The 18,500-nt window shown below is 57.1% G+C and carries 13 protein-coding genes; 10 read left to right on the top strand and 3 right to left on the bottom strand.

What is annotated here, in order from left to right:
* Positions 1-146: 146 nt before the first annotated feature.
* A complete protein-coding gene (locus tag WA225_RS03400; protein ID WP_422606882.1) occupies positions 147-602 on the top strand; it encodes a flavodoxin in 456 nt (151 codons plus the stop codon).
* On the opposite strand, the gene WA225_RS03395 is transcribed toward WA225_RS03400, so the two are convergent.
* On the bottom strand, positions 592-1,479 hold the full coding sequence (locus WA225_RS03395; protein ID WP_422606881.1) for a LysR family transcriptional regulator: 888 nt from the start codon (positions 1,477-1,479) through the stop codon (positions 592-594). The genes WA225_RS03400 and WA225_RS03395 overlap by 11 nt on opposite strands.
* A 97-nt stretch (positions 1,480-1,576) precedes the next feature.
* Between WA225_RS03395 and WA225_RS03390 the strand changes: the two genes are divergently transcribed.
* The 5 genes from WA225_RS03390 to WA225_RS03370 all read left to right on the top strand — a co-directional run bounded on the left by WA225_RS03390 (position 1,577) and on the right by WA225_RS03370 (position 5,523).
* Positions 1,577-1,963: a CidA/LrgA family protein gene (locus WA225_RS03390; RefSeq protein ID WP_422606880.1), complete on the top strand. Its 387-nt coding sequence runs from the start codon at positions 1,577-1,579 to the stop codon at positions 1,961-1,963.
* Positions 1,953-2,639, top strand: coding sequence for an LrgB family protein (locus WA225_RS03385; RefSeq protein ID WP_422606879.1), 687 nt, complete (start codon positions 1,953-1,955; stop codon positions 2,637-2,639). Before WA225_RS03390 ends, WA225_RS03385 begins: the two co-directional genes overlap by 11 nt.
* A gap of 131 nt (positions 2,640-2,770) precedes the next feature.
* The gene (locus tag WA225_RS03380) at positions 2,771-3,553 is read left to right on the top strand and encodes a class II aldolase/adducin family protein (RefSeq protein WP_422606878.1); all 783 of its coding nucleotides are present in this window, start codon (positions 2,771-2,773) and stop codon (positions 3,551-3,553) included.
* Complete coding sequence (locus WA225_RS03375) at positions 3,553-4,455, top strand: alpha/beta fold hydrolase (RefSeq protein WP_422606877.1); 903 nt, start codon at positions 3,553-3,555, stop codon at positions 4,453-4,455. Before WA225_RS03380 ends, WA225_RS03375 begins: the two co-directional genes overlap by 1 nt.
* A gap of 156 nt (positions 4,456-4,611) precedes the next feature.
* Positions 4,612-5,523 (top strand): SDR family oxidoreductase, encoded by a 912-nt coding sequence (locus WA225_RS03370; protein WP_422606876.1) that lies wholly within the window; start codon positions 4,612-4,614, stop codon positions 5,521-5,523.
* A 43-nt stretch (positions 5,524-5,566) separates the two neighbouring features.
* On the opposite strand, the gene WA225_RS03365 is transcribed toward WA225_RS03370, so the two are convergent.
* On the bottom strand, positions 5,567-5,824 hold the full coding sequence (locus WA225_RS03365; RefSeq protein ID WP_422606875.1) for an immunity protein: 258 nt from the start codon (positions 5,822-5,824) through the stop codon (positions 5,567-5,569).
* Positions 5,821-8,262, bottom strand: a complete 2,442-nt coding sequence (locus WA225_RS03360) for an S-type pyocin domain-containing protein (RefSeq protein ID WP_422606874.1) — start codon at positions 8,260-8,262, stop codon at positions 5,821-5,823. The genes WA225_RS03365 and WA225_RS03360 overlap by 4 nt, the downstream gene beginning before the upstream one ends.
* A gap of 721 nt (positions 8,263-8,983) precedes the next feature.
* Here WA225_RS03360 and WA225_RS03355 point away from each other — a divergent pair.
* The 4 genes from WA225_RS03355 (at position 8,984) to WA225_RS03340 (ending at position 18,472) form a co-directional block, all read left to right on the top strand.
* A complete protein-coding gene (locus tag WA225_RS03355) occupies positions 8,984-10,777 on the top strand; it encodes a DUF1302 domain-containing protein (protein WP_422606873.1) in 1,794 nt (597 codons plus the stop codon).
* Positions 10,778-10,800: 23 nt separating this feature from the next.
* The gene (locus WA225_RS03350) at positions 10,801-12,168 is read left to right on the top strand and encodes a DUF1329 domain-containing protein (RefSeq protein ID WP_422606872.1); all 1,368 of its coding nucleotides are present in this window, start codon (positions 10,801-10,803) and stop codon (positions 12,166-12,168) included.
* 139 nt (positions 12,169-12,307) lie between these two features.
* Entirely contained in the window at positions 12,308-14,860 is a 2,553-nt protein-coding gene (locus tag WA225_RS03345) for a LuxR C-terminal-related transcriptional regulator (protein WP_422606871.1), read from the top strand.
* 159 nt (positions 14,861-15,019) lie between these two features.
* Positions 15,020-18,472, top strand: coding sequence for a hypothetical protein (locus tag WA225_RS03340; protein WP_422606870.1), 3,453 nt, complete (start codon positions 15,020-15,022; stop codon positions 18,470-18,472).
* The last annotated feature ends 28 nt before the right edge of the window (positions 18,473-18,500 follow it).

The raw sequence follows: 18,500 nt of genomic DNA, 5'->3' as shown, positions 1-18,500 counted from the left end.
CCTTTTCATAACTGTCATTGGCTCGCATTCTAGAAGAACCATGGGCGCTGTCTACTGGCCATTACCGCCAGTTGAGATCCAATCGCAGCTTTGCGCCTGAGACTGTTACTATCGCCGCTCTTTTTTTCAGTTGCAGGATCAGATTGATGAAAGTCGCCATCCTCTCCGGTTCGGTCTATGGCACCGCCGAAGAAGTCGCCCGTCACGCCCAGAACCTGTTGAAAGCCGCTGGTTTTGAGACCTTCTACAACTCGCGCGCCAGCCTCGCGGACATTCAAGCGTTCGGCCCTGAAGCCTTCCTCGCAGTGACGTCGACCACCGGCATGGGCGAGTTGCCGGACAACCTGCAACCGCTGTACTCGACCATTCGCGATCAGTTGCCCGCCGCGTGGCGCGGTTTGCCAGGCGCGGTGATTGCCTTGGGCGATGCCAGTTATGGCGACACCTTCTGTGGCGGTGGCGAGCAGATGCGCGAATTGTTTGCTGAGTTGGGTGTGCGCGAAGTGCAAGAGATGTTGCGCATCGACGCCAGCGAAAGCGTCACCCCGGAAACCGACGCCGAGCCATGGCTGGCGCAGTTGATAGACGCGCTCAAGGGCTGATTGCACGCTCGCGCAACAGCGCCAGCCACGCCTGAGCGGCTTTCGACAGATAGGCGCCGTGACGCCAGATGAACGCGATATCCCACCGCAGATAATCCGGCGCTCGCAAGGTCAGGCGTACCACGCCTGGCCGCACCAGCCCACGTGCGACCACGCTGGGCAGCAACACCACGCCTTGCCCGGCGGCCACCAGCGCTGCGAGAAAATCCGCCTGCCCGCTGCGGCCACCTTCTTTGGGCGTGAAGCCCATTTGCTGGCACGCCTGCAATAAGCGGTCGTTGAGCACGAAGCTGCGCTGATAAAGCAGAAAAGGTGTCTCGGCCAATTCCTCCAAGCCAATTTCGCCGCGATCCGCCAACGGATGGTCCACTGGCAACAGCGCGTCGAGTTTCTCGTCGCAAAAAGGCTGGCAGGCGAACTGCGGATCCTTTGGCAGCAAACTTCCGCCCAGTTCCAGTTCTCCACTGAGTACGGCTTGCTCGATATTGCGGCTGCCGCCCTCAAGCAACTGGATGTTGATATTGGGATAACGCCGCCGGTATTCGGCAAACAGCCCGGCAAACAACGCATCACTGCCCAGTAACGGTAAGCCGAGGCGCAATTCCCCGCGCGCCAAATGGCTCATGTCATCGAGCTCACTGAGCAATTCCTGGCGCAAGCGCAGCATGGCTTCGGCGCGTTGCAAAACCACGCTGCCGGCGGCAGTCAGGCGCAACTGCGAACCGAGTCGTTCGAGCAACGGCGTGCCGAGGCTCTGCTCCAGTTGCGCGATTTGTTTGCTCACCGCTGACTGGCTGATATGCAGGGTTTTCGCCGCTTGGGTGAACCCGCCCTGATGCATGACTTCGACAAAACTGCGCAGCTGTTTGAATTCCATGACCTGATTCCATTTTGGAATGGCCTTGAGTCTAACAATTCGCTTCGGGGATGGCAGGGCGCTTCGTAAAATAGGCTTCTGTAAGGAGCCAACCATCATGAACGCTGCAACCCTCAAGCATCTTTCCCGTTTATTCAGCGAACTCGCCGTGTTGCTCGGCCTCTACCTGCTCGGTTGCCGACTCGCCGCCTGGCTGGCCATGCCCATTCCCGGTGGTGTGATCGGCATGGCGCTGTTGCTGCTGGCATTCGCGTTCGGCTGGGTGAAACCGGCGGCGCTGCAATTGGGCGCAGGTTTGCTGATGGCCGAGATGCTGTTGTTCTTTGTTCCGGCGCTGATGAGCCTGCTCGACTACGGCGCGCTGCTGCGCAATGACGGTTGGCGCATTTTGCTGGTGATCGCCGCCAGCACATTGATGGTGATGCTGGTCACGGCGTTCACCGTGGAACTGGCCGTGCGCATGAGGCAGTCCCATGACGCTTGAATGGATGCCGATGTTCTGGCTGGCCTTCACCTTATTGGCGTACCTGTTCAGCCGCTGGATCTATTGCCGCACCGGGCGCTATCTGTTATCGCCACTGATTCTGGTGCCGGCGCTGTTGCTCGCGCTCGCCGTGCCGCTGCACACCGCGTATGCCGAATACTCCAGCAACACCCATTGGTTAATGTCGGTGCTGGGGCCGGTGACGGTCGCCTTCGCGGTGCCTATCTGGCAGCAGCGGCGCCTGTTGATGCAGCACTGGTCGGCGTTGTTGCTGGGCATGGTCGCCGGCAGCGCGGCGTCGATCGGCACTTCGTTCGGCCTGGCCAAAGCATTGGCACTCGACAGTTCAGTGACGATGTCGCTGGTGCCCCGTTCGATCACCACTCCGTTTGCCATGCCGCTGGCGCACGACCTCGGTGGCGTGCCGGAATTGACCGCAGTGTTCGTGATGTTCACCGGCGTGTTCGGGGCGATGCTGGGCGGTGTCCTGCTCAAGTGGCTGCCGCTGCGCAGTGCCCTGGCGCGCGGTGCTTTGTTCGGTGTCGGCGCACACGGTGCCGGTGTCAGCCGGGCTCACGAAGTAGGTGGTGAGGAGGGCTCGGTGGCGGGACTGGTGATGGTGCTCACCGGCCTGCTCAATCTGTTCGCAGCGCCTTTGTTGGCGTCGATGCTCTGACATGGATCCAAGGTGTTTGCATGGCTGACCCGCTCAGTCATCAAGCTGGCTGGCAATGCAACTACGCGATCCTCTATGGCTGACTAGACTGCTCACACGTGCAGAACAATAAGAACGCAGAGGTGCATACAGTGAGCGTAGCCCCCGTCCAATCGTCCCTTAATGTCAAAGACCAGGTCAGCGCTGCAGAGTGGCAGACCCGCGTCGATCTTGCCGCTTGTTATCGTCTGGTCGCGCTGCATGGCTGGGACGATCTGATCTTCACGCACATCTCCGCCAAGGTGCCGGGCACCGAAGATTTCCTGATCAATCCGTTCGGGCTGATGTTCCATGAGATCACCGCGTCGAGTCTGGTGAAAGTCGATCAGGCCGGCCACAAACTCATGGACAGTCCTTACGAGATCAACCCCGCCGGCTACACCATCCACAGCGCCGTGCACGAAGTGCGGCACGATGTGGTTTGCGTGCTGCACACCCACACCGCGTCCGGTGTCGCAGTGTCGGCGCAAAAGCAGGGCGTATTGCCGATCAGTCAACAGTCGCTGTTCGTGCTGTCGAGCCTGGCCTATCACGCCTATGAAGGCGTGGCGCTGAATCACGAAGAGAAGGCGCGCTTGCAGGCCGATCTGGGCGGGAACAATTTCCTGATGCTGCACAACCACGGTCTGCTGACCTGTGGCGGCACCATCGCCGATACCTTTCTGATGATGTTTACCTTCCAGCGCGCTTGCGACATTCAAGTCATGGCGCAAACCGGCGGTGCTGAACTCATCACCATCGACCCGCACATTCTGGCAGGCGCCAAGGCGATGATCGCCGGCGTCACCAAAAGTGCTCAAGGCATGGGTGGCGCGCTGGCCTGGCCGGCGCTGCTGCGCAAACTCGATAAACAAGACCCCGGATATAAACTCTAATGCCTCTTGCCGAGATTCCTCTGTGTGTCTGGCGTAAACGCAGCCAGACGTTTGTCTTTCGTGGCCAGCCGATCCGCTACTGGACGGCCGGGCAGGGTGAGCCGCTGCTGCTGATCCACGGCTTCCCGACCGCCAGTTGGGATTGGCATTACCTGTGGCAGCCGCTGGCCCAGCGATATCGAGTGATTGCCTGCGACATGCTCGGTTTTGGCGATTCGGCCAAACCGGCCAATCATACTTACAGCCTGCTCGAGCAAGCGGATCTGCAACAGGCGTTGCTCGCGCATCTGCAGGTCGAGCAACCGGTGCATGTGTTTGCGCATGACTACGGTGACAGCGTCGCTCAGGAATTACTGGCACGGCACTACGAAGACAACATCGCAGTCGCCAGTTGCGTGTTCCTCAACGGTGGTCTGTTCCCGGAAACCCATCGCCCGGTATTGATGCAGAAACTGCTGCTCAGCCCGCTCGGGTGGATGATCGGCCGTGCGTTCACCCGAGACGCTCTGGTGAAAAGTTTTCGGCAGATCTTCGGCCCGCAGACCCGTCCGACGGAAAGTGAACTGGATGACTTCTGGAGCCTGGTCGAGAGCAATCGCGGCCCGCGAATCATGCACAAGTTGATCGGTTACATTCCCGAGCGTCGGGTGCAACGTGATCGTTGGGTGGCCGCCATGCAGCGCGGTGACGTGCCGTTGCGCGTGATCGACGGCGAAGTCGATCCGATTTCCGGTGCGCACATGGTCGAGCGTTACCGCGAACTGATCCCTGACGCCGACACGGTGCTGTTGCCGGGTATCGGCCATTACCCACAGACCGAGGCGCCGGTGCAGGTGCTCAAGCACTACCTGGCGTTTCGTGAGCGTTTTGTGCTGCCGCCACGCAAAGTGGCCTGCTCCTGACAGATCAAAAGATCGCAGCCTGCGATCTTTTGATTTTTTTGCGCCTCATCATCCCCCAGCCTTATCGCGCACCATTCAGCCTCAGCCGTATTCATTGTGACCAAAAGCCGCGTGCCTGACACTCTGGGTCAATACTGGCCTGCTGGAGTTGCTGCGATGAATGAGTCTGTGCGTTTCGAAGATAAAGTCGTCATCGTCACCGGAGCCGGTGGTGGCCTCGGACGGGCTCATGCGCTGTTGTTCGCCAAACAGGGCGCCAAAGTGTTGGTCAACGACCTCGGCGGCTCGACCCAGGGCGAGGGCGCCAATGCGTCCGCCGCCGACCGCGTCGTCGCCGAAATCCGCGAGGCCGGCGGCATTGCCGAAGCCAACCACGACTCAGTCACCGACGGCGACAAACTGGTGCAAAACGCCCTCGATGCCTTCGGCCGCGTCGACGTTGTGGTCAACAACGCCGGCATCCTGCGCGACAAGACCTTCCACAAAATGGACGATGCCGACTGGGATCTGGTTTACCGCGTCCACGTCGAAGGCGCCTACAAAGTCACCCGCGCCGCCTGGCCGCACCTGCGTGAGCAAAACTATGGCCGGGTGATCTTCACCGCCTCGACCTCAGGCATTTACGGCAACTTCGGCCAGTCCAACTACGGCATGGCCAAACTCGGCCTCTACGGCCTGACCCGCACCCTGGCCATCGAAGGCCGCAAAAACAACATCCTCGTCAACGCCATCGCGCCAACCGGCGGCACGCGCATGACCGAAGGCCTGATCCCGCCGCAAGTGTTTGAGCAACTGAAACCGGAACTGGTCAGCCCGTTGGTGGTGTACCTGGCCAGTGAGCAATGCCAGGAAACGTCGGGACTGTTCGAAGTCGGTGGCGGCTGGATGGGCAAGGTGCGCTGGGAGCGCAGCCTCGGCGCCGGGTTCGACCCGCGCGCAGGCTTCTCGCCGGAAGATGTCGCGGCGCACTGGCAGCAGATTTGCGATTTCGACGGGGCGGCGCATCCGAAGGACAATATTGAGGCGCTGAAAGAGATGATGGCGAATTTGCAGAAGTATTCGCTTTAAGGGGTGAGGCCACCAAGCTTGGGCTTGGTGGCCGAATTGCGTTTTACGAGTACCTATTTTCTGTAATGAATTTTGGTGGTTTCCAGTTTGGACCTTTGACTGCGACAGGGCCTTCTCCATTAGCCAGCACGCCCTGTTCGAAAAGCTGTGCATAGGTTTTCAACAGTTCGCCGCTGGCAATGAGTTCAAATTTATAGCGACCAATCATTCGATCCAGCGATGGATATGCCAGTCCGATTCCAAAGGCTGTCAGAACGTCCGCGATGGGTTCGTTCGTCACAATTTGTTCGATCGGGGTCATTGGTTTTTTCCTTTGAGCAACTGTTCGTATATTCGATCTATCTGGCTATTTCCTGCCCGAACTGCATCTGGTGAGTAAAGCACATTGTCATCACTGCTAAGTCTGTAGTCCTCCAGAGTTGCGGTATGAGCATCATTCCAGGCAGGAGATCCGCTTTCAGGTTTGAATTCATCGCTAAGCCCCATTGCTCGAAATCGTTCCAACTCTCGAATCTCATGGGTGTAATAGCGTAAATCCGTATCGGTGAGCATCCAGTGCCCGCTGAGAATTTTTTCCAGACGTTGAATCATGATTTCGTTGGCATCTGATTGGTCAAGCCTCGCGATATGTAATTTCACAGCATCAATGCCGGCTTGAGTGATAACCGCCGCTCGCCAATCCAGATCAAGTATTGGTCCACCAGCCTGCTCTGGATTGAAATCGCGGCCACTGTATTTTCCCTTGGTAGTTGCCCCCGCATACGGAATGCTGAACACCACATAAAGCGGCGCAATCCCCGAGTCATCTGGAAACACGATGATGAATCGTTCCCAACCCTCAATCAGCACGGGATGTAGATCCAGTCGTCCTTCAATCGGAACAATTGGAGCGCCTGAATAGGCTGGCGAATCAGTCTCGGCAATGGGCGATGCAGTCGAGCTGTTACCCGGCGAGATAGCGGGTGTCCAGGTCAGAAAGTCCGTCGGCGAATCTGGTAGCGCTACTTCATAAACATCATTCAGCAAGTCATAGGCCGCATTCAGAACCAGCACACTCGAGCGGATATGGAAGTCATCGCTTGTGGCGACGAAGATTTCCGCGCCAGCCCCGACCCGCCTTACGCCCAAGCCCACGGGCATTTCGAGCGTGCCTTGCCGATCGGCTATTTCACGCAGTGTCTGCGCAGGCTCCGACGACAACTCGGCAAGCGGCACGCTCATGGCAAAGCGTTCGCCGTTGCCCAGGCGTGAAGGCATCAGCAGCGCCGCGAAACCGACCAATACCGGACCGCTGATCAGAGCAGTGGCTGCCGCCTGCACGGTCAGTAATCCCGCCCTCAGTGAATTGAGAATTGCCGATGCTGTTGAGGAAGGAAGAGCAATGGCTGTCGAAGAGAAGGAGAGGTGCGGGCTGGTGGAAGCCACAACGCCTGAGGCAGGGTAAACCTGTTGAACTTCTGGCGGTTGACGTTGCTGCTTTAGGGCATCCTCCTCTTGTTTGGAAACCGGTTGAAGCTCATGCAGATGTCGTTGGTTTTCGTGTTGTTGCTGGATTTTCAGCGTCGCCAGTTGCGCTTGTCTTTTGGCAACGTTAGTCGCGGTCTCGATCACCTTGCGACGAATTTCCAGGCTTTGCTCCTCTGCTAGAAGCTGACTTTGAATAGCCTCGATACGCTGTTCCATTTCAGCGTTAAGACGAGCCTGATCCGCAGCGAACGCCTGTGCAGCCGCTTCCATGTTGAATTGCGCTTCTGCCAATGCTGCGTTCAATGTCGCGACGCGTTTTTTTTCCTGAGCTTCAGCTTCAGCGTTGATGCGAGCCACTTCGTTAGCCAGGCGCGCCAGATAGGCGTCCTGACGCTGTTTCGCAGCTAGCGCGGCGATTCGCGCTTGTTCCCGTGCGCGGACCTGTTCCTGTTCAAGACGGGCGGCCTCGGCAATGTCACTCTGGCGTTGTTGCTCGGCTGCGATGCGGGCATGTTCTTTAGCCAAGCGCTGAGTCTCTGCCAGAGCCGCAAGTCTTGCTTGCTCCACACGTGCCGCTTCGGCGAGTGCTCTTTGACGTTGCTGTTCAGCCGCGATTCGCGCGCGTTCTGCTGCCAATCGCTGAGCTTCTGCCGCAGCCGCTTGCGCCCGATCATTACCCTGTACCGTGGCCAGCCAGTTTTGCACGTTGACTTGCTGCTGGTTCAAAATTGCAATGGATTGCGCAAGCAGTTGGGAGTCATAGGCCGCTCTAAACGATGCGCTCCAGGCCTGTATCGCAATACCTCCAGGCATGACAGGGTTTTGCAGGGTCACCGCTTTTTGATAGAACTCGATCAGGTTTTTGCTTCGCGGGTCACTTCCATAGAACTGATTGGCCAACGCCGTTTTTTGATGGAGCTCAGCGGTTTTTCGTTGCAACAGTGTGGCGCGTACACCCAATTCACGAATGATCGAGTCAGCCGGGGGAAGTGGGTGCGTTGTCCCTTCCAGCCTCGTTGCAGCCAGTTCGTGCTCCAAGGTCTGCGGTAGTTGCTGGGTACGGTTCTGATACTCCTGTGCAAGTGCTGCCTTGGTGGCATCTATCGTTCTTGAGTTGATGATAACCAGATTGTGCGGGCCGAAATTGTGCGGGCCAAACATGCCGCTATTGGGAATCGTCGTTGAAGTCCCTGAGGCGACCGGAATATGGATGGGCGCAATTGCTGTCGTATGAACAGCTTCGGTCAACTCCCATGTCGGAGGTTTTTGCATATTCATGTCCTTTTGAATGTGCGTGATAAATCGCTGGCAAGTCGGCACGGCCGGTTGGTAACGTCCGTGTCACCAGCGAAGGGTTGAGGTGTTTCAAGTTACAACAGAGTTGTGGTTACAAAGTCTGAGAAGCCCGTCAGTAACAGGGCGTTGTATTGAAGGGGTTTTCGCGGATTAAGAACCGCGGGCGTGAAATTCTTCTGAGCACTAGGAAGTATCCGACGTTGTTCTCGGAAGTTTCAGCAGGACGAAGGTCTGGACTTTTCAACAGCCATAAAAAAGGCCGCTGCAAACGCAGCGGCCAAGGTAAGACGTTGGATCAAGGAGCTACAAATCAACGTCAGTGAACACCGGGGCGACAAATCGAACCTTCGATTCATCTGAAATCTGTCAGCAATCACCTGAGTTGCTCGAAGGCTGATGCTACGTGCTTTGCGGCGTATCCCGTGAAAGCCCGTTCAGAATAAGGTCTTGAATGCGTAGGAAAAATACCGATTCCGGACATGCACTGTTACGGGGCATGCAACAGTCGCGTGACCCGATGTGCGCCATGCGCGGCATTGATGATCCTCCATCCAGCTGGCCCATGAGCGGCGCAGAGCCCCGCCCGGTAAGGGCATTCATCCTTTCGGGCGACAACACGAATACCTCCTTGGTGCGCTTATCGACCCGATCACCCGGCAGTAGGGTGGGGCCTTCTGTCACTCACCGGGGAAGACGCATGACAACAAAAACAATGCGCGCCATCTTCACACCGCAGGCGCTGGCAGCCGCGGTGGCTTTGGGTTGCTGTGCCCAGGCGCACGCGGTTTCGTTCAACATCGGGGAAATCGAAGGCACGTTCGACTCGTCGCTGTCGGTCGGTGCGAGTTGGGGCCTGCGCGATGCCGACAAGTCGCTGGTCGGCACGGTCAACGGCGGTACCGGGCAATCTTCCACGGGTGATGACGGACGCCTGAACTTCAAGAAAGGCGAGACCTTCTCGAAAATCTTCAAAGGCATTCACGACCTCGAACTCAAGTACGGTGATACCGGCGTCTTCGTGCGCGGCAAATACTGGTACGACTTCGAACTGAAGGACGAAGACCGCGAGTTCAAACCGATCAGCGACAGCGGTCGCAAGGAAGGCGCCAAGTCCTCCGGCGCGCAGATTCTCGATGCGTTCGTTTATCACAACTATTCCATCGCCGACCTGCCGGGCACTGTGCGCGCCGGCAAGCAAGTGGTGAGCTGGGGCGAAAGTACGTTCATCGGCAACTCGATCAACAGCATCAACCCGATCGACGTTTCGGCATTTCGGCGCCCCGGTGCGGAGATCAAGGAAGGCCTGATTCCGGTGAACATGCTGTTCGGTTCGCAAGGCCTGACCGACCAACTGACCGTCGAAGGTTTCTATCAACTGGAATGGGACCAGACCGTTCTCGACAACTGCGGCACCTTCTTCGGTGTCGACGTGGCGGCGGATGGTTGCAACAACGGCTACACCGTCGGCAACCCGGCGATTGCGCCGTTTGTGCCGCTGACCCAGGCTTTCGGCCAAGGCATTCAAGTCACCCGCGAAGGCGTGGTTATCCCGCGTGGCGGCGACCGTGATGCGCGGGATTCCGGGCAATGGGGCATGGCGTTGCGCTGGCTCGGTGATGACACTGAGTACGGTCTCTACTTCATGAATTACCACAGCCGTACGCCAGCCGTTGGCACCACCACGGCCGGGCTTTCGACCTTGGCGGCATTGCCGGGCATGGTCGGTATTGCCAACGGCCTGGCACCCGGCAGCGGTTCCGGTCTGGCGCAGAGCGTGATGCTCGGACGCGGCCAGTACTACCTCGAATACCCGGAAGACATTCGCCTCTACGGCGCCAGTTTCTCCACCACCTTGCCGACCGGCACCGCGTGGACCGGCGAGATCAGTTACCGGCCGAATGCGCCGGTGCAGGTCAACACCAACGACCTGACGCTGGCGCTGCTCAACCCGATTGCCGGTGGCACGGCCTCGCCGCTGTCGACCTCGCCGGGCGCGGACAACAAAGGCTACCGCCGTAAAGAAGTCACGCAAATCCAGAGCACCCTCACGCACTTCTTCGATCAGGTGCTGGGCGCTGAACGCCTGACCGTGGTCGGTGAAGCCGGCATCGTGCATGTCGGCGGTCTGGAGCCGCGCAGCAAACTGCGTTATGGCCGCGACTCGGTGTATGGGCAGTACGGTTTCGGTGGCGATACCGACGGTTTTGTCACCTCGACCTCGTGGGGTTACCGCACCCGGGCGATCCTCGATTACGCCAACGTGATCGCCGGGATCAACCTCAAACCCAACCTGTCGTGGTCGCACGACGTCGCCGGTTACGGTCCCAACGGCCTGTTCAACGAAGGCGCGAAAGCGATCAGCGTCGGCGTCGATGCCGACTACCGCAACACCTATACCGCGAGCCTCAGTTACACCGACTTTTTCGGTGGCGATTACAACGTCCTCGAAGACCGTGACTTCGTGGCCCTGAGCTTCGGCGTGAACTTCTGATCTGCCCGAGAAGGATGACTGCAATGCGCAAAATGATTCTGCAATGTGGTGTGCTGGCCCTGAGTCTGCTGGCGGCCAACGTGATGGCGGCGGTGTCGCCGGATGAGGCCAACAAGCTCGGCACCAGCCTGACGCCGCTGGGTGCCGAGAAGGCTGGCAACGCTGACGGTTCGATTCCGCCATGGACCGGCGGCATCCCGAAAAACGCCGGCGCGGTGGACAGCAAAGGCTTCCTCGCCGACCCGTTCGCCAACGAAAAGCCGTTGTTCACCATCACCGCAGCCAACGTCGACAAGTACAAGGACAAACTTTCCGAAGGCCAGGTGGCGATGTTCAAACGCTACCCGCAAACCTACAAGATCCCGGTCTATCCGACCCACCGCACCGTCGCCGCACCGGCGCAAATCTACGAATCGGCCAAGCGCAGCGCGCTCAACGTGACCACCATCAACGACGGTAACGGTCTGGCCAATTTCACCGGCAACCGCTACTACGCGTTCCCGATTCCGAAGAACGGCGTTGAAGTGCTGTGGAACCACATCACCCGTTATCACGGCGGCAACGTCAAACGCATCATCACCCAGGTCACCCCGCAGACCAACGGCAGCTACACGCCGATCCGTTTCGAAGAAGAGATTGCCGTGCCGCAACTGATGAAGGATCTCGATCCGGAAAAAGCCGCCAACGTGCTGACCTTCTTCAAACAGTCGGTGACCGCGCCGGCGCGCCTGGCCGGTAACGTGCTGCTGGTGCATGAAACCCTCGATCAGGTGAAGGAGCCGCGTCTGGCCTGGATCTATAACGCCGGTCAGCGTCGGGTTCGTCGCGCGCCGCAAGTGGCCTATGACGGTCCGGGCACGGCGGCCGATGGTTTGCGCACTTCGGACAACTTCGACATGTTCTCCGGCGCACCGGATCGTTACGACTGGAAACTGGTCGGCAAAAAGGAAATGTACATTCCGTACAACAGCTACAAACTCGACTCACCGAGCCTCAAGTACGACGACATCGTCAAGGCTGGCCATATCAATCAGGACCTGACCCGATATGAACTGCACCGCGTCTGGGAAGTGATCGGCACGGTCAAGCCGAGTGAGCGGCACATCTACGCCAAGCGCCACATGTACATCGACGAGGACAGCTGGCAGGTGGCACTGGCCGATCACTATGACGGGCGTGGGCAACTGTGGCGTGTCGCCGAAGGCCACGCGCAGTACTACTACGATCACCAGGCTCAGGCCTATACCCTGGAAGCGCTCTACGACATCATCGCCGGCCGCTACATTGCACTGGGGATGAAAAACGAAGAGAAGCACAGCTTCGAATTCGGCTTCCAGGCCAAGGCTGCCGACTACACACCCTCGGCCCTGCGTGCAGAGGGCGTACGGTAAGCGAGCGGATACATTGGCAGGCCAAAAGGCGACCGCTCGGTCGCCTTTTTTATGGCCGCCAATCAGCGTGCTGAATACTCGTCAACAAGGTGCCGGGAGAGGGCTAGGGTGAGCGTACAACAATAAAAAGGCCCACCCGATGACTGTCATGACGCCGTGTCTGGAGCGCCCTGGATTTTTGCCCAGATTGTCTTCCCATCACCAGCCGCGTGCGCGGCTGAGCGAACCACTGCTGACGTCGACTGCACGGATCCGACTGGTGTGCGCACCGGCTGGCAGCGGCAAAACCGCGCTATTCACCGAATGTCTGCTGCGGGCACCCACAGAGTGCGAAACGGTCTGGCTTGCGCTGGTGGGCGCAACGCTCAGCCGTGAAGAATTCTGTCTGCGCGTGAGCCGGGCGCTTGGACTGGTCGAAGGCCTCGGCGACACCGGGCTGATGGCGGCACTGGCGAGTTGGTCCAGGCCCACTTGGCTGTTTATCGATGATTACAGTCGTTTGCCGGATCCGGCACTGGATGCTTTGCTCGATCGTTTGCTGGCGATCAGTAGTCCCGCGCTCGGTTGGTGGATCAACACTCGCCGTCGGCCGCAGTGCAACTGGCCGCGTCTGTTGCTGGATGACGAACTGTTCGAATGTGAGCGCGCCAGTCTTGCGCTGACCTGCGATGAAGTGGCCTCGGGGTTGCGCCATTTGCCGCCGGACCAGGCTGACTCTGTCGCTGCCCGCATTATCCAGCGCACCGGTGGCTGGTGCGCCGGTGCGCGTATGGTGCTCTTGCAAAAGTGCGACTGGTCGCAAAACCTTCAGCCACAGCAGCATGCCGACACAGTGTTGGATTATCTGCAGCACGAACTTTTCAGCAATCTGACGCCTGAGCAAGCCGAGACATGGCGCGTGCTGGCTCATCTGCCGCGATTCAACGTGCAACTCTGTGAGCATTTATTTGGCGCGAGAGAGGGCGCGCAGCTTCTGCTTGAGCTGCAAGTGCTGGGTTGCTTTATCGAACCGTGGCACTCGTCCGCTGATTGGCTGCGGGTATTCCCGCCATTGTCGCGAATCATTCGTGAATCACCTTGGCCGGCCGCGCGCTCGTGGCATCGGCGAGCCTGTCAGTGGTTTACCGCGGCGCAGCAATGGCGAGCGGCATTCGAGCAGGCCTTGTTGGCCGAACTCTACGAGACCGCCGTGAGCCTGTTGCGACATTTGAGCTTCGAAGACTTGTTCGAGGACCAGACGGTTGTCCTGTTGTTGCGATTGCATGAACAACAGAGCCAGGAGCTGACCCTGTTGACCCCGCAGATGATCGGGCTGGTCACGGGTGCCTTGCTGTTTGCGGGACGATTCGAACAGGCTGAGCAATGCATGGCCCATCTCTCCCGCTTCATGCCGCCTTGCGCGCAACAGATGCAGCAACTGCTCGCGCACTGGCAGGTGCAACAGGGTTGGCTTGCACATCTGCAAGGGCGCATGGAATTGGCGCGCGAGTGCTTTCAAGAGGCGTTAGCGACGCTGGCTGCCGATGCCTGGCAAGCCCGTTTGATGTGCTTGTCGGGGCTGACTCAGCAAGCATTACTGTGCGGTGAGCTTGATCAGGCCCATGCCATCAATCGTGAGGCGCTATGCCTGGCGCGCGCTCATGACTCGTTGCTGTTCGAGGGGTTGCTTGAACTTGACCATGCGCAATGGCTCGAGCAGCGAGGAGCGCCAGCGCGTGCTGAAAACCTGCTCGTGAATATCGAGCATTTACTGCGCCAGCGCACAGTGGCGCCGACGCCGCTGCTGGGTCGAATTGCATTGCGCCGAGGACGGCTGGCGCTGTGCATGGGGCGTGAAGAACAGGCGGCGGATCTGTTCAGGCAAGGTCTTGAAGATTGCCTGCGCAGTGAAGACAAACGTGTGTTGTACGGTTATCTGGGGCAGGCCCAGCTGGCCGGCAATCGTCGAGATTACGCGTGCGCGTTTGAACGCTTGCGCGAGGCCGAGAGGGTCATGCAGCAGCGGCAGATTCCCGAAACGGTCTATCGCGGCGTGGTGCTGCAGATCAGCAGCCAATTGTGGTTGCAACAGGGCCGACCGCAACGGGTGCAAGAAACGTTGGGCCGGCTGCTACGGCATTACCGCGGGCCGTCTGCTCTGCAAGCGCCTCCCGCGACCTTCGAGCTGATTACCCGTATCGAATACCTGCTGGCCTGCGCGAACGCGCAATTGAATCCAGATGATAACGGCCTGGTGACGGTAGAAAGATTATTAGACCGGGCCCAGGCCGCAGGCATGCTGACGATGGAGACGGAATTACTGCTGGTGGTCGCGCAACTGGCGGAAACCCGTGGCAGCAGTGCACTGGCGCAACAAGCCTTGCGGCGGGCGCGGATGCTGGTGGAACGCTGTTTTCTGCATCAAGCCATGCGGGAGTGGAAGTTACGCCGGGGCGATGTCGATACCGGCCCACTCTTGGCAATCCCTGCCTCGCAGCCTGAGAGCGCCGGCCATTCGCCAGGCCTTAGTCGTCGTGAGTGCGAAGTACTTCTGCTAATTGCACAAGGTGCCTCAAATCAGCAAGTTGCCGAGAAGCTTTTTATTTCGTTACATACGGTAAAGACGCATGCTCGACGAATTAACGGTAAGTTGGGTGTAGAGCGCAGGACCCAGGCTGTAGCAAAGGCCAAAACAATGGGTATATTGGACTAGGAATGTTTGGTTTATATGAGGGTTGCGGGCTGTTATTTCTTTTTGTTGTGCATGCTTTGTAAAGTATTGGCGCTTTTTGTTATTTGAGAAAAGATCTACCTTGCAAGTGTCTACAGTGGCTGCGGCAGGCAGCTCTGGATCATAAAGCAAGGATATAATGTGAGTAAGCTATTCAAAAGTTTGATGCGCAATTCATCTGCTGAGCCCGTCTCCTGGATAGAAGAGTGGAACAAGGCGACTCTTGCAAAAGACGAGCTTTTTTCAATAATCGATGCCGTGCCGACTGTTCGGGATATTCTGCGGAATATGATTGAAAGCGAATTGAAGCGTTTAGGGAAAAACGTTGACATCGATAAGGTCTACGTCAATACGGACAATGCTTTTCCTGCCAGCAAAGACCGCCCGACAGGCACGCTGAGTGAGGTGGTTTTTTATTGCATTGATAACAATGTAAGCCCTGGCTACATTCTCGGCGGTGACGGAGTGTTCTTGTTGCCGGACACGCTGAGTAACCAATTCAAAGTCAATGCACTGAATGTTTTGATTGTTACGGATCTGATTGAAGTTGTCTCTGCCGGACTGGAAAAAAGACTGCGGGCCGAACTTGCAAAGTTCTGGGCGGCGCCGGTGCAATCCCGCCGTTCTGAAAATGCCTCGTTGTCCAATAAACAGGCGTTCATTCAGGCTTACGCGTTGGTCACAAGTGCAGAGTTGTCGTTGTCGGTCATGGCCAACAATTTTGATATCTATTGGGGCGAACGATTCGCTCATCTGCTCGATCTGGAAAATGGCCAAGGAGCGATTGAAGTCAACCTGCAGGCAGGTCAGGGTAATCTCGGATCGCTTCAGCCATGTTTCATCCTGGACAATGCCGAGCGTCCGGATGCAGAAATGAAGCTGGTCAATGAATCAACCTCTTACCTGCTGCATACACCCGAAAAAGGTTTTGAGTTCTTTGAAAAAAACACCGATCTGCATAGCAAGTTACAAGCTCGATTGTCCCTGAGCAGCAGCCAGATAAAGTATCTGAAAGGCATGCGCAGTTCGTATGTCTATTGCGTTGAGGTGCACCTCAAGGGGCAGCTGGACAATGTATCGTCCCTTCTTGTAAACCGTGATCAGATGAAACCTGCGCTGACATCGCTGCTGCAGGATAATCAGCGCATGCACGCGCTGCGTGATGGCTTGAACACCCGCTTCAAACTGTTACGGGCCGCCTTGAAACGTACCGAGTGGCCGCTTTGGCTGAAGAAAGCGAGCAACGCCATTCAGGAACGCTACAGCGTGCTCGAGGACTCGAGGGATCAATACCGGGGCGATTATCAAAAAGCCTTCAACGCGTGCTTCTCGTTCAGGGATTATGTACTGCGTACGTTCACCGAGTGGGCAGACCGGGTGCTTGGCGAGCAGATTGATCCGCAAGCAATTAGCGTACATAGCGCGTACACCCTGCAAATTGCAGGTCGCACCATTGAACAGGAAGAACTCCGAACGCTCACCGAATTCCTCGTGGTCGGTCTGCATGACTCCGCCCATAAAGCCAAACTCAGTATCATCGGCACGCCAGGCGGCAGCCGTCTTACGGTCGATAAGCTTGAGCAGTGGTTAGAGCATCGAAACTTGCGCATGCAGTTTGTCGACGATGTTCCAGGTAATCCTTCGGATGCTTATCAGGCGGCCTATCGTGACCATCTTTTCAGTCAGATAGAGTTTGAATTGTTTGCTGCTCGTCAGTCAGGTGTGTTTAACGACACGGATGCGAATGTCATTACCCGCGCGATGGCGAACGATGCCTCGGTTACGATTCGCGGCTTGAAAATCTGGCGACAAGCGCCAGCCTTGAAAGATGTTCTGGTTTTTACTGCGCCAGGATATTCAGGCCATCTGGTGTTTTTGCGAAACCCTGAAGGTGCGTTCAGTTTCCGCAAGTTTACCGATGGCTTCGCCATGAAAAGCTGGTTTGAGTCCGCTCTGGCTGCTAACCGTGAATATGCGGCACTGTTGATCCATCCCGACTATCTGCATGAGGCGGGTGTCTCGCTAAGCGGTGCTGGATATCGTTACGAACTGGACCCGGCACAGGCCGATTTGAACCTGAATGCCAAAGCGCCACTGGCTGATTATGTCCATGTCGCTTACCGTGCCGAGGTTGCCCTGCACAAGGCAATTGCGCCGACAGGCTATCGAGCACTGGGCGTCGAGGGCCGCAAGCGCTATACCCGCTTACAGACCGAGTTGAAAGCACTCTCAACCGTTGATACGCGAGACAATGGCTTTCCTTCATTCGAGCAATTCACCTATGACTCGGTAAAAAGTGAAATTGAAGGCATCTTGCACGCCAGCGGAAGCAAGGTCGCAGTTGATCCTGACCGGATCATTGTGCAGACCGAAGATTTTCGCAAGAGCGTTACTGAATTGCTTCTTGAAGGGCTCAAGTTTGACGCGGTGCATCCCGGCTATGAAACCAAATTCAGCCCGAAGTATTATTTGCTGAATGGCCACCCGGCCATTGATAAACTGGATATTCGCCATCTTTCATCGTTGTCGAAAACGTTTCGTCCCGGCGATCGATATACCACGTTGCTGAAAGAAAAATTCCAGAATAAGGCGAATCCAGACTACGCATTCAAGCGTGCTGTACACGCCCGAAAAGTTCGTTGTGAAATGTATTGCAATGCGCTATCCGATTTCACCAGTGGCAGACTGTCAAGTGAAGTTTTTGCGGGTATTCAGGCAGTTATTGATAGTCTTAAAGAAGGTGGGCGTTATTCGTCGATTCCGGACAGTATCAATCCAGGGGATCAGGGGTTATATAAATTCAATATTGGAGACTTGAGTTTGACGGGGTCTTGGGACCGTGCGGTGGGCGGTGTCTATATATTCCGCCTGAAGTTATTGTCGGGATTCTTCGACATGCTTTATACACCTGATGCCCCCGATCTTGTCAGCTTTCGACCCATTGACGAGTTTATTCACTCGATTCGTTTTCGCCAGGGGCCGTTCCGCGAGTATTACAGCAAGCGGGTATTGCTCGTTGATCAAAAGGTGATCAACGATTACTTTGACAAACTTGTCGCGACTACTGTTTCCAAAGCGGTGATCGGCACACAGCAGCGCGCCAAATTGCCTGATCTTTACACTTTTCATGATGAGCGAATTCGGCGTGTACTCAGTGATATCGACGCACGCACCACCAGTTTGAATGAGGTGATCGCCAATCTCATCTACGATAACTTTTTGAAAGCCGCGAACATCGTGAGTCTGCTGGTACCTCCGGTCGGGACCGTGGTCGTGGCCGTCCAGATGATGAAAAGCATTTATGACGGCTCGCAGGCTCACAAGAGTGGTGACTACTCCGCCGCGCTGGGGCACATAAAAGACACAGTGACCGGGCTGCTGACGTTGGGCAAAGCCGCAGCGGCGGGCGCCCCCACCAAGGAAATCACTCATGCGCAACGGTCGTTCCTGAGTTTATTCAAGGATGCGCGGACGGTCGCGGAGCTGGTAACTTATTACACGGATCAGGAAACGCCGATAGAAACCCTGGTCGGATATTTCAAGACATTGATGGAAAACGCCGATTCGGCACTGAGTAAAACAACGGTTCATTGATCTTCGAGCCGTCAGATGCTTTTTCAGT

It is taken from the genome of Pseudomonas sp. (assembly GCF_049300855.1).
Lineage (GTDB): Bacteria > Pseudomonadota > Gammaproteobacteria > Pseudomonadales > Pseudomonadaceae > Aquipseudomonas.
Note: the sequence above shows the minus strand (reverse complement) of the source record. Positions and strands in the feature narration are given on the sequence as shown.

What these genes read in the sequence shown, in the direction of transcription:
- WA225_RS03395 (WP_422606881.1), bottom strand. Translation starts at nt 1,479, where the DNA reads ATGGAATTCAAACAGCTGCGCAGTTTTGTCGAAGTCATGCATCAGGGC.
- WA225_RS03360 (WP_422606874.1), bottom strand. Translation starts at nt 8,262, where the DNA reads ATGCAAAAACCTCCGACATGGGAGTTGACCGAAGCTGTTCATACGACA.
- WA225_RS03350 (WP_422606872.1), top strand. Translation starts at nt 10,801, where the DNA reads ATGCGCAAAATGATTCTGCAATGTGGTGTGCTGGCCCTGAGTCTGCTG.
- WA225_RS03385 (WP_422606879.1), top strand. Translation starts at nt 1,953, where the DNA reads ATGACGCTTGAATGGATGCCGATGTTCTGGCTGGCCTTCACCTTATTG.
- WA225_RS03370 (WP_422606876.1), top strand. Translation starts at nt 4,612, where the DNA reads ATGAATGAGTCTGTGCGTTTCGAAGATAAAGTCGTCATCGTCACCGGA.
- WA225_RS03375 (WP_422606877.1), top strand. Translation starts at nt 3,553, where the DNA reads ATGCCTCTTGCCGAGATTCCTCTGTGTGTCTGGCGTAAACGCAGCCAG.
- WA225_RS03390 (WP_422606880.1), top strand. Translation starts at nt 1,577, where the DNA reads ATGAACGCTGCAACCCTCAAGCATCTTTCCCGTTTATTCAGCGAACTC.
- WA225_RS03355 (WP_422606873.1), top strand. Translation starts at nt 8,984, where the DNA reads ATGACAACAAAAACAATGCGCGCCATCTTCACACCGCAGGCGCTGGCA.
- WA225_RS03345 (WP_422606871.1), top strand. Translation starts at nt 12,308, where the DNA reads ATGACTGTCATGACGCCGTGTCTGGAGCGCCCTGGATTTTTGCCCAGA.
- WA225_RS03400 (WP_422606882.1), top strand. Translation starts at nt 147, where the DNA reads ATGAAAGTCGCCATCCTCTCCGGTTCGGTCTATGGCACCGCCGAAGAA.
- WA225_RS03365 (WP_422606875.1), bottom strand. Translation starts at nt 5,824, where the DNA reads ATGACCCCGATCGAACAAATTGTGACGAACGAACCCATCGCGGACGTT.